This is a genomic window from Ilumatobacter sp. (assembly GCF_030065885.1).
In the GTDB taxonomy this organism is placed as follows: Bacteria; Actinomycetota; Acidimicrobiia; order Acidimicrobiales; family Ilumatobacteraceae; genus Ilumatobacter.
This window is the reverse complement of record NZ_JASJCS010000020.1, coordinates 26347-36408: the sequence shown is the minus strand read 5'-3', so window position 1 is coordinate 36408 and position 10062 is coordinate 26347. Positions and strand designations below refer to the sequence as shown.

12 protein-coding genes are annotated in these 10062 nt (G+C 70.6%); 6 read left to right on the top strand and 6 right to left on the bottom strand.

All coding sequences use genetic code 11. From position 1 onward, the window contains the following. Together QNJ12_RS06980 and QNJ12_RS06975 are read right to left on the bottom strand one after the other, a co-directional pair. Positions 1-845: hypothetical protein (locus QNJ12_RS06980; protein ID WP_300620755.1), on the bottom strand; the 845-nt coding region annotated here is incomplete at its 3' end. 115 nt (positions 846-960) lie between these two features. Then, positions 961-1890 carry a hypothetical protein gene (locus tag QNJ12_RS06975; RefSeq protein WP_300620752.1) on the bottom strand — a complete coding sequence of 310 codons (930 nt, stop codon included), beginning with the start codon at positions 1888-1890 and terminating at the stop codon, positions 961-963. 10 nt (positions 1891-1900) lie between these two features. Here QNJ12_RS06975 and QNJ12_RS06970 point away from each other — a divergent pair, with 10 nt between their 5' ends. Further along, complete coding sequence (locus QNJ12_RS06970) at positions 1901-2125, top strand: hypothetical protein (RefSeq protein WP_300620749.1); 225 nt, start codon at positions 1901-1903, stop codon at positions 2123-2125. A 159-nt stretch (positions 2126-2284) separates the two neighbouring features. On the opposite strand, the gene moeB is transcribed toward QNJ12_RS06970, so the two are convergent. Both moeB and QNJ12_RS06960 read right to left on the bottom strand, forming a co-directional pair. Next, on the bottom strand, positions 2285-3451 hold the full coding sequence (gene moeB, locus QNJ12_RS06965) for a molybdopterin-synthase adenylyltransferase MoeB (RefSeq protein ID WP_300620746.1): 1167 nt from the start codon (positions 3449-3451) through the stop codon (positions 2285-2287). 77 nt (positions 3452-3528) lie between these two features. Next, a complete protein-coding gene (locus QNJ12_RS06960; RefSeq protein WP_300620743.1) occupies positions 3529-3990 on the bottom strand; it encodes an N-acetyltransferase in 462 nt (153 codons plus the stop codon). 156 nt (positions 3991-4146) lie between these two features. On the opposite strand from QNJ12_RS06960, the gene QNJ12_RS06955 reads away from it, so the two are divergent. Continuing rightward, on the top strand, positions 4147-5061 hold the full coding sequence (locus QNJ12_RS06955; RefSeq protein WP_300620740.1) for a DMT family transporter: 915 nt from the start codon (positions 4147-4149) through the stop codon (positions 5059-5061). Between the two features lie 12 nt (positions 5062-5073). Here the strand turns inward: QNJ12_RS06955 and QNJ12_RS06950 are convergent, their stop codons facing one another. Then, positions 5074-5835, bottom strand: a complete 762-nt coding sequence (locus tag QNJ12_RS06950) for a Sir2 family NAD-dependent protein deacetylase (RefSeq protein ID WP_300620738.1) — start codon at positions 5833-5835, stop codon at positions 5074-5076. Positions 5836-5878: 43 nt separating this feature from the next. Between QNJ12_RS06950 and QNJ12_RS06945 the strand changes: the two genes are divergently transcribed. Next, the gene (locus tag QNJ12_RS06945; protein WP_300620735.1) at positions 5879-6697 is read left to right on the top strand and encodes a hypothetical protein; all 819 of its coding nucleotides are present in this window, start codon (positions 5879-5881) and stop codon (positions 6695-6697) included. Between the two features lie 25 nt (positions 6698-6722). On the opposite strand, the gene QNJ12_RS06940 is transcribed toward QNJ12_RS06945, so the two are convergent. Then, entirely contained in the window at positions 6723-7904 is a 1182-nt protein-coding gene (locus QNJ12_RS06940; protein WP_300620733.1) for an NAD(P)/FAD-dependent oxidoreductase, read from the bottom strand. A gap of 217 nt (positions 7905-8121) precedes the next feature. Here QNJ12_RS06940 and QNJ12_RS06935 point away from each other — a divergent pair, with 217 nt between their 5' ends. From QNJ12_RS06935 to QNJ12_RS06925, 3 genes are read left to right on the top strand one after another with little or no spacing between them, the layout of a single operon-like run. Next, on the top strand, positions 8122-9015 hold the full coding sequence (locus QNJ12_RS06935; protein ID WP_300620730.1) for a PIG-L deacetylase family protein: 894 nt from the start codon (positions 8122-8124) through the stop codon (positions 9013-9015). Continuing rightward, positions 9015-9740 (top strand): AzlC family ABC transporter permease, encoded by a 726-nt coding sequence (locus tag QNJ12_RS06930; protein ID WP_300620727.1) that lies wholly within the window; start codon positions 9015-9017, stop codon positions 9738-9740. The genes QNJ12_RS06935 and QNJ12_RS06930 overlap by 1 nt, the downstream gene beginning before the upstream one ends. Beyond that, on the top strand, positions 9737-10045 hold the full coding sequence (locus QNJ12_RS06925; RefSeq protein WP_300620724.1) for an AzlD domain-containing protein: 309 nt from the start codon (positions 9737-9739) through the stop codon (positions 10043-10045). Before QNJ12_RS06930 ends, QNJ12_RS06925 begins: the two co-directional genes overlap by 4 nt. Positions 10046-10062: the final 17 nt, after the last annotated feature.

Below are 10062 nucleotides of genomic sequence, written 5' to 3'. Positions count from 1 at the left end.
CCACGGTCGAGGTGACCGACTTCGTCGACGCCGACGGCTGCGTCTCGGTCCAGCAGACCGTCGTGCCCGAACCCGAGGGCTTCCTCGAACGGCTCGCCGTCGACCGGGATGCCGCGCGCCGCGAGCGTCTCGGCGAAGACCCGCCGGAGACCCTCGGGTTCGGGCACGACGGTCTGCTGGACCGAGACGCAGCCGTCGGCGTCGACGAAGTCGGTCACCTCGACCGTGGCCACGGCCGGGAACGGCGCGCCACCGAGCCCGTTGGGGAGGACCGTCGGCACGTCGACCGGGTCGCCGGGGACGAGCGTGAACCCGTCGAGCTGGTGGTACGTCTGCGGCCACGTGGCGTAGAGATCGGCGAGCCGATCGTCGGGGATGCCGTCGAGGGTCATCCGAACCCTGATCGAGCTGTGGAAGTCGAGCGCCGCGTTCTCGGCCATGACGTCCAAGGTGGCGTCCACCGTCGACCGGATCTCGTCGACGTTGCGGACCCCTGCGAACACACCTCGGTCGATGTCGTAGACCACCCGCTCGCTCGGCACCACCTCACCGAGCGCGGCGAGCTCGGCGCCGGTGCCCGGCAGCACGACCAGGTCGTCGAGCACGGTCGGGGCGGACTCCCACGCCATCGCCGGGCCGCTCCCACCGGCGTCGATCGCGGTGAGCGACACCTCGAGCGGAGCGACCGGATCGATCGCACGGCTGACCGACGACGCCGAGCCGACGGTGAGCGCACGCTGCTCGCCGACCTCCCATTCGGCGCCGGTGACGACGAACTGCGCGTCGTCGGGCGCCGGTGTGCAGGCGAACTCGCCCGTCCTTGCCGCGACGGGGGCCGAGCCCACGTCGGCAGTTCCGCCGGCCGAGCACGAAGACACGACCAGGAGCACCACCACGCCGCTGCCTCGCCCCCACCGACCCATCGGGACAGTCTCCCGCGCGATGGCGGCGCGTGCGAGGTCAGGAGACGGGATCGGCCTCGGTGACGTCGAGGATCGTGAGCGTCTCGGTCTCTTCGGCGATGCCGTCGGAGACGGTCTCGACGCTGCGGAACCGCCACAGCAGACCGGACTCGAAGTCGAACTGCGCTCGGGCGACCGTCTCGATCGAGAGCGACCCGAAGGCGTCCGCTGCCTCCTCGATGTCCTCGGGCTCGGCGAGTCCGGCCTCGACCAGGGACTCGGCGAGGATCCGCGAGAACTCGGCGGGATCGGGCGTGCTGACCTGTTCGAGGAGCACGCACCCGTCGGCGTCGACCATCTCGACGATCCGGACAGTCGTCGTCGCCGGGAACGGCTCACCGCCGAGGAAGTTCGCGAGCCGGTCCTCGTACTCGATCACGTCGTCCGTCGTGAGCGCATACCCCTCGAGCAGGTGGTACGCCTGCAGCCGCCCGGTCACGATCGCGATGAGATCGTCGTCGCTCAGCGACTCGTACAGGCCGATGACGGCGTCGTACTCGTCGTCGGTGAAGGCGGGACGGATCAGTTCCGCGGTCTCGAACAGGTTCGCCCGGATCTCCTCGACATTGTCGACCTCGACCACGAGCGCGAGGTTGTCGATCGCGTACTCGATGCGGTCACGGGGGAGCCGCTCGAAGAGGTCCTCCGTGACGTTCTGCTCGAACCTGGTCGGTGCTCGACCGCCGACGTCGAGCAGGCTCGGTTCGTCCGCCTCCCAGAGCAGCCGGACGAGCTCACCGTCGGCGTCGGTCACGGTCAGCGTGACCGGGACCTCGGCTGTTGCCCCCGGGTCGATGCGACTCGTCCCCTGCTGGTCGGCGGTCACCAGCAGCTCACGCCGATCGCCGGTCTGCCACGTCGGTCCGGTGATGAGCGCGTCGGCATCGGCCGGTGCCGGCGTGCAGGCGAACCCGGCGACGGGGGCCACCGTGGTCGTCGTGGAGATCGTCGTCGAGCTGGTCGACGCGGTTGCAGGCGTCGTCGCCGCCGTCGTCGTGGTCGGCCGCGGAGCCGTCGTGGTCGTCGCCGTCGTCGCCGTCGTCGGGACGGACTGGGCCGCGACGTTCTCCGCCCGCGACGACGTGACGGCGTCGCCTCCGCTGCACGACGCACACGCGACCAAACCCAACGAGATCCACCGCCTGGACATCAGCACACCCTAGGAGTCGACCGCTCTGCATCCGACCCGACACATGTCGCGCCGCGCTCGCAGCGACGGACCACCATGGCCCGGTCTGGCGCTCAGATGGCGTTGTGGCAAGGCGCGGGAGGGTTTCGTTGCCTTTCGGCAACGAACCCCGATCCGCAACGCCGCCAGAACGTCAGCTGAGCGTCAAACCCGGGGCGCAGAGGCCGGTGAGCTCTTGAACGACGATGCGGTCGCGGTTCTCGTACGTGACCTCGTTCGTGGGGTCGGGCCGCAGGTTGAACACGCGGAACTCCATCTCGGTCGTGTCGACCGACAGGATCCGCCCGATCAGGGCGTCGCCGAGCCCGAGGATGACCTTGATCGTCTCGAGCGCCTGGATCGAACCGATGATGCCGGGCAGCACGCCCAGTACGCCGGCTTCGGCGCACGACGGCGCCAGCTCGGCCGGCGGGGGTTCGGGCACCATGTCGCGGTACGTCGGCCCCTCGGTCGGGTGGAACACCGACACCATGCCCTCGAAGCGGAAGATCGAGCCGTGCACCACGGGGATGCCGAGCTTCACGCTGGCGTCGTTGAGGAGGTAGCGACTCGGGAAGTTGTCGGCGCCGTCGACGATGACGTCGTAGCCCGAGATGATGTCGACGATGTTCGATGCGTCGAGCCGCGTGTCGTACGTCACGACGTCGACGTCGGGGTTGAGCATCGTCAGCGTCTTCTTCGCCGAGTCGACCTTGCGATCGCCGATGCGGTCGACGTTGTGGAGGATCTGGCGCTGCAGGTTGGACGCGTCGACGTCGTCCATGTCGACGACGCCGATCGTGCCGACACCCGCCGCCGCGAGGTAGAGCGCAGCGGGCGAACCGAGGCCGCCGGCACCGAGCATCAGCACCTTGGCGTCGAGCAGCTTCGTCTGACCCTCGACCCCCACCTCGGGAAGCAAGAGGTGACGCTTGTAGCGGTCCATCTGCTCGGGGTTCAGCGTCGCCGGCTGCTTCCAGGGGCGGCCCTCGTCCTTCCAGCGTCCGAACCCGCCGTCCATCGACGCAACCGTCTCGTAGCCGAGCTCTTGCATCGTCTTGGCCGCGAACGCCGAGCGCACGCCCCCAGCGCAGTAGACGACGACGGGGGTCGACTTGTCGCCGATGCGGTTCTCGATCTGCGCCTCGAGGTGCCCGCGCGGGATGTGGATCGCACCATCGAGCGCGCCCTCGGCGTACTCGTCGGGTTCACGGACGTCGAGCACGGTGTAGCCGGCGTCGATGTGGTCGGCGGCCTCGGCCGTCGTCACTTCGACGATCTCGGACTTGGCGGCCGACAGCAGGTCGCGGAACGTTGCCATAGACGACAAAACCTACCGAACCGGTCAGGTATTCCGCCCCGCCATGTCGCGAGTTGTGTCTGACACAACTCGCGACGTCAGTCGGAGCGCTCGACGAGCTGCCACCAGTAGTTGACGTCGCCGAGCTCCTTGCGCTCCCCGCCGAGCGAGGCGTACATCGCGTTGGCGACCTCGTTGTGCCCACCGGTCGACAACCAGAACCGATCGTGGCCCCGCTGACGGGCCACCGCCATCGCATGCTCGACGAGCTGTCTGCCGATCCCGCGCCGCCGGTGCGACGCGACGACATCGAGCTGGTGGAGGTACGCCATCGACCAACCGTTCGGCTGGCGGATGCCGACCGCCCACGCCCACCCGACCGGCAGGGGCACGCCCGACGCCACGTCGAACGCACCGAGCACCAACGTGTTCGGGTCGGCCAGGAATCGATCCGGGCCGCCCTCCACCTCGCGTCGTCGCCAGTCGGGGACGACGGCGTCCATCAGATCGACGAGCAGGGTTGCATCGCGAGCGCCGAGCTCGCGGTACTCGACGGTCACGACGTGACCGACCCACCGGCGCGGCCCGGCGCCACGTGGCAGTCAGCGAGGCAGGACACGGCACGATGCTCGCACACCGCACCCGATCGGCTCCTGCGGGCGCGACGTCCGATTCCCACCAGCGACCGAGGTTGGGGCGTTGTTACCGTCGCCCCCGTGCCCCAGACCGAGCGCTCAGAGCGCATGTTCACGCGAGCAGAGGCCGCCAACGACGGGTCGTTCACGCCGCAGGACTGGGCGCTCTTCCTGTCGATCGCCGTCGTCTGGGGCGCATCGTTCCTCCTAATCGACATCGGCCTCGATGCGCTGCCTCCGGGCCTGATCACGCTCGTGCGGGTCGCCTCGGGTGCCGCAGCGCTGCTCGCGCTCCCCCAGCCGGCGGTCAGGATCGAGCCGACCGACCGGCGCCGGTTGCTGCTGCTCTCGGTCATCTGGGTCGCCGTGCCGTTCACGCTGTTCCCGATCGCCGAGCAGTACATCAACTCGGCCGTCACCGGACTGCTCAACGGTGCGACGCCCATCTTCGTCGCCACCGTCGCCGCGGTCCTGCTCCGGCAGCCGCCGCGCGGCCCGCTGCTGGTCGGCATCGGCGTCGGGTTCGCCGGCATCGTGTTCATCAGCCTGCCCTCGATCGGCGACGGTTCGAGCCAGGCCGGCGGCGTCTTCCTCGTGCTGGCTGCGACGCTCTGCTACGGCTTCGCGATCAACCTCGCCGCGCCGCTCCAGGCGGCGTACGGCACGCTGCCGCTGATGACGAGGATGCTGCTCCTCGCCACCGTCTGGACGCTGCCGTACGGCGTGTGGGACATCGGGGCGGCCGAGCTCGAGGCCGGTCCGATCGTCGCCGTCCTCGCGCTCGGCGTGATCGGCACCGGATTCGCGTTCGCGATCATGGGTGCCCTCGTCGGGCGGGTCGGGTCGACCAGGGCGTCGTTCATCACGTACTTGATCCCTGTCGTGTCGCTGGTGCTCGGCGTCGTGTTCCGCGACGACGACGTTGCGCCGCTCGCGCTCGTGGGGATCGTGCTCGTCATCGGTGGCGCACTGCTCGCGAGCCAAGCCCGCCGCTGAGGGAGCGCGCCGTCAGCGCGCCACGAGCGCCGGGAGGATCTCGGCGATCGGGCCGATCAGCAGGTGGTCGGCGTATCGGTCCATCGCCGTCGACTCGCCGTTGACGATGATCACCGCGGCGCCGCCGGCCTTGGCCCGCGGCACGCAGTTCGCGACCGGGAACACGGTCAGCGTCGACCCGACGGCGAGCATCACATCGCACTCGTCGCTGACCTGCATGGCCCGGTCGATCACCTCTGGCACGAGCGCCTGGCCGAAGCTGATGGTGTCGGACTTGAGGATCCCGCCGCACACGAGGCACGGCGGGTCGGCTTCGCCCGCGCGCACGCGGTCGAGCGTCTCGCGCATCGGCCGGCGGTCGGAGCACTCCCAGCAACGGGTCCACCGCACCGTGCCGTGCACCTCGATGACCCGTTCGGGATCGTTGCCCGCGGCCTGATGGAGCCCGTCGATGTTCTGCGTGACGACTGCGTGCAGCCGGCCGCGTCGCTCGAGATCGACGACGCATTCGTGGCCGCTGTTCGGCTCGGCGGTCCACACCGGCGTGTCCAACCGGTTCAGCCACGCCGCCTTCCGGATCTCAGGGTCGCTGAGATAGTTGGTGATGTTCGCCGCCTTCTCGGCGGCGGGGTTCTTCGTCCAGACGCCGTTCGGGCCGCGGAAGTCGGGGATGCCGGAGTCCGTCGAGATGCCGGCGCCTGTCAGCACGACGACCCGCTCGGCGGCCGCGATCCGCTCGGCGGCGGGAACGAGACCGACGGGGGCGTTGTCCATGGGGTGATTGTGGCGCATCGGCTCCGGCCGCGAGACTTCGGGCGTGATCGCCCGAGCCGTCCTTGCGCTCGCCGCAGTGGGCGGCGTCGCGTTCGCGGCCGACACCACCGTCGGCCCGGCGACGGCCACGCTGCCGGCGGATCGAGGCGTCGCGTTCGGCGTCGGCGTCACCTGCGACCTCGCCACCGTCGAGGCGGTGTCGTTGCGCCACCCAGGCGTCGATCAACTCGTCCTCATGGCGACCGACTCGTTCGAGTCGAGCGAGGGCACGGTCGAGGTGGCGGTCCGGGCGGGCGGCGAATGGCGCTGCCAGCGACCCGCCCAGGCCGCCCGATTCGGCCGCAACGGCACGCGCCCGCTGCTCGAGCGCCGATCCGGCGACGGGACGACGCCCGCCGGCGTGTTCCCGCTCGGCGTGGTGACGGCGTGGGACGGCCAGACGTTCAGCATGTTCGGCAACCGGCCCGACCCGGGCGTCCAGGTCGCGTACCGGTCGGTCCGCGCCGAGGACTGCTGGGGCGCCACGAAGCACACCGCGCGGTATCAGCATCTCGTCAATCGGCCGCGATGCCCCGGCCCCGACGACGAGTGGCTCCAGCGGTATGGCGACGTGTACTCGCACGCTGCCGTGATCGGCGCCAACCTCGATCCGGTGTCGGGCGACGAGCCCGGCGAGACGCCGTACGCGGCGGCGATCTTCCTCCACCGCCACAGCTACGCGTCGGTCGGCAGCACGCGACCGACGAGCGGTTGCGTCTCGCTCGACATGGCCGATCTGATCGACACTCTGCGATCGCTCGACCCCGACCTCGACCCTCACTTCGCGATCGGTCCGCGGGAGTGGCTGCGAACGCACGCCTGACGATCGCGTGCGCCCGACGAGTCGGTCAGACGGCGGCCACCGCCCCGAAGTTCGACTCGATCAGGTTCCACTCGGCGTGGAGCGCCTTGGTCATCTCGACGAACGACGACATCACGACGCCCATCTCGTCGGGCAGCGATGCGATGCGGGCGACCGGCGGCATCATCCGGGCCGCCATCGCGTCGCGCTCACGTTCGAACCGGCCGAAGGCCTCGGCCTCGTCGGCACCGGCGAATGAGTCGGCCACGGCGTCAGCGACCAGCTCGGCGCCGATCAGGGCATCGGTGATGCCGTGCGCGCTGACCGGGTCCTTGAAGTATCCGGCGTCGCCGACGAGCGCCCATCCGGCGCCCCAGCCCTGCCGCACGAAGCCCGGCTGACCCGGCCAGGCGCGGTACCCGCCGATGCAGCGGGCCCCTTCCAGCTCGGCGACGAATCGCGGGAGCTCGGCGATGCGCGCCGCCTGTGCCTCGGCGACGTTCCCTCGTGCTGACGCCCTGAACTCGTCGGGGTGCATGCCGACCCAGACGACGGCCGCGCCGTCGTTGGTCGGGATCGAACCCGCCACCTTGCCGGAGCCGTAGTGGTTGACGATGACGTCGTCGGGCAGGCCCTCCCAATGCGAGTAGATCACGGCCGACGTCGCCGCCTCCTGGTGGGTCGTCTGGGCGCCGACGTGCTCGGCGACCCGTGACCGGACGCCGTCGGCACCGATCACGGCGCGGGCGGCGATGCAGCGCAGCTCGCCGTCGACCTCGAGCTGCACGCCGGCGACCCGACCGGCGTCGTGGAGCAGCCCCACCATCGACACGCCGTGGCGCACGTCGGCACCGGCGTCGACGGCGGCGTCGACCAGGGTCCGGTCGAGCAGCGTGCGACGCGGCGAGTAGAGGCCGTCGACGTCGCCACGGGCGGGGACGTCGATCTCGACGAGGTCGTCGCCGTAGTGGAACACGACCCGGCTCGCGACGGGCGTCCCGCCCTTTCGGATCGCGTCGAGGACGCCCCAGCGGCTGAGCTGCAGCACGCCGGCAGGTGCGAGCGAGTGCGTCGACAGCGTGTCGGAGCCGTAGGCCGTGCGATCGACGGCGAGGACCGAGAGCCCGCGACGGGCGAGCAGCATCGCAGTCGAGGCACCCGCGGCGCGGGCACCGACGACGACGACGTCGTAGGACGGACGGATGGGGAGATCGGTGCGATTGCTCATGACGTCGATGGTGGAGGAATCTGCCCGGCGAGGCTTGGAGACGGCTTGACGACGTCGTGGAGAAACCCCTGCACGAACCTCCAGAGCTTCTCCACACGGGCTCCAAGACCTGCGAGCCACGGCTCCGTACGGTCGACGTATCGGCCCAGTCGAGACATCACCCGGGTCGACCACATCGACGACCAGCGTCGACCCGACGTCCTCAGGAGCACGCACCATGAACCACCACCCCACCCACGACCAGACGGCTCACCCGGCCACCGAGGGGCCGGTCCGCCGGTCCGTCACCAGCTACACGACAGTCGGCAACACGCTGACGCCGACGAGCCGCCCCGTCCCCGAGCGCCTGATCGGCATCTGGGCCCACCCCGACGACGAGGCCTACCTCTCGGCGGGCCTCATGGCGCGGGTCGTCGGGAGCGGTGGCTCGGTCACGGTGCTGACGGCGACGCGCGGCGAGAAGGGCACCGACGACCCCGCCGACTACGACCGCGACCACTTCGCCGCCCTGCGCGAGGCAGAGCTGCGAGCGAGCCTTGCCGAACTCGGCGTGCACGACGTGCGGTTCCTCGGGCTGCGCGACGGCGAGTGCGACCTGGTCGACGACGAGACCGTCGTCTCACGGATGGTCGACGTCATCGAGTCGGTGCGTCCCGACGCGATCGTCACGTTCGGGCCCGACGGCATGACCAACCATCCCGATCACCGGGCGATCTCGCGCTGGGCGACCGAGGCATGGCGCCGGGGCGGCCACGGCGAGCTGCTGTACGCAACGGTGACGCACGACTTCGTCGCCCTGCATCGCGTCATGCACGACCGCCTCGGCGTCTACGCCGACTTCGGCGGCGAGGGCCCCGCCTCGGTCTCGCGGTCGCGGATCGCTCTGGAGTGCGCGCTCGACGAGGCCGAGCTCGATCGCAAGCGCCGGGCACTCGCCGCGCACGCCAGCCAGACGACGGCGCTCGCATCGATCATGGGCGAGGACACCTACCGCACGTGGTTCCGCGCCGAGCGGTTCCGGCGGCCGACTCGGTCCGAGATCGAGCACTGCCCGGTGCCCGTGTGGATGCAGAAGGCCGAGCGGCCCGCCGAGCTGGTCGGTGCCACGTGATGAGCACCGCCCTCGTCGACGCCTCGCCACAGGCGACGACGACCACCCGGGCGGCCTTCGCCGACGGTGTCCGCGACATCACGCCGATGGTCCTCGGCGTCGTGCCGTTCGGGTTCGCCATCGGCGCGGCGATCACCACGACGTCGCTGTCGCTGCTCGAAGGTTTCGCCAGCGGCCCCCTGGTCCTCGCCGGCGCCGCACAGCTCACGACCGTGCAGATGCTCGATGCGGGTGCGGCACCGCTGGTCATCGTCCTCTCGGCCGTGATCATCAACGCCCGTCTCCTGCTGTACAGCGCATCGCTCGCTCCGTGGTTCCGGCGCGAGCCGCTCGGCCGGCGGATGTTGCTGGCAGTTCCCGTGGTCGATCAGCTCCATTTCACCTGTCTCCCGCGATTCGAACGCAACGATCTCGATCGGTACGGACGGATCGCCTACTACACGGGCGCGTCGGCGTGGCTGACCACGGCCTGGATCGGCAGCCAGTCGGTCGCGATGCTCGCGGGCGCACGCCTCCCCGACTCACTCGGGCTCGAGGTCGCCGCGCCGCTGGCACTGGTCGGCCTGCTCGCCAAGTCGACACCTGACAAGCGGTCGGGCGCTGCCGCGGTGGTCGCCGGCGCGGTCGTCCTGGCCGGTGCCTGGTTGCCGTTCCAGAGCGCCGTCATCGCTGGCGCGCTGGCGGGGATCGCGACCGCCGGCATCGGCACGAAGGCCGACCGATGAGCACCTGGCTCGTCCTCCTCGGCGTCGCGGCGGGCACCTATGCGATGCGCGCCAGCATGTTCGTGCTGCTCGGCGACCGCTCGCTGCCGGCATGGACGGCGCGGCCGATGGCGCTCGTGGCGCCCGCTGCGGTCGCCGCCCTCGTCACGTCGATGTTGTTCGCTGCCGGCGGCGGCCGAGCCACACTGCCGGAGCTGGCCGCGATCTCGACGGGCTTCGTCGCCGCTCGCCGCAGCGGCAACGTCATGCATGCGTTCTGCGCGGGCATGCCGGTGTACTGGCTGCTCACCGCAGCGCTCGGCTGACGCACCGCTCGGCCGCA

Coding starts and splice junctions, on each gene's coding strand:
- QNJ12_RS06935 (WP_300620730.1), top strand. CDS start 8,122: ATGAACCACCACCCCACCCACGACCAGACGGCTCACCCGGCCACCGAG.
- QNJ12_RS06925 (WP_300620724.1), top strand. CDS start 9,737: ATGAGCACCTGGCTCGTCCTCCTCGGCGTCGCGGCGGGCACCTATGCG.
- QNJ12_RS06930 (WP_300620727.1), top strand. CDS start 9,015: ATGAGCACCGCCCTCGTCGACGCCTCGCCACAGGCGACGACGACCACC.
- QNJ12_RS06940 (WP_300620733.1), bottom strand. CDS start 7,904: ATGAGCAATCGCACCGATCTCCCCATCCGTCCGTCCTACGACGTCGTC.
- moeB (WP_300620746.1), bottom strand. CDS start 3,451: ATGGCAACGTTCCGCGACCTGCTGTCGGCCGCCAAGTCCGAGATCGTC.
- QNJ12_RS06950 (WP_300620738.1), bottom strand. CDS start 5,835: ATGGACAACGCCCCCGTCGGTCTCGTTCCCGCCGCCGAGCGGATCGCG.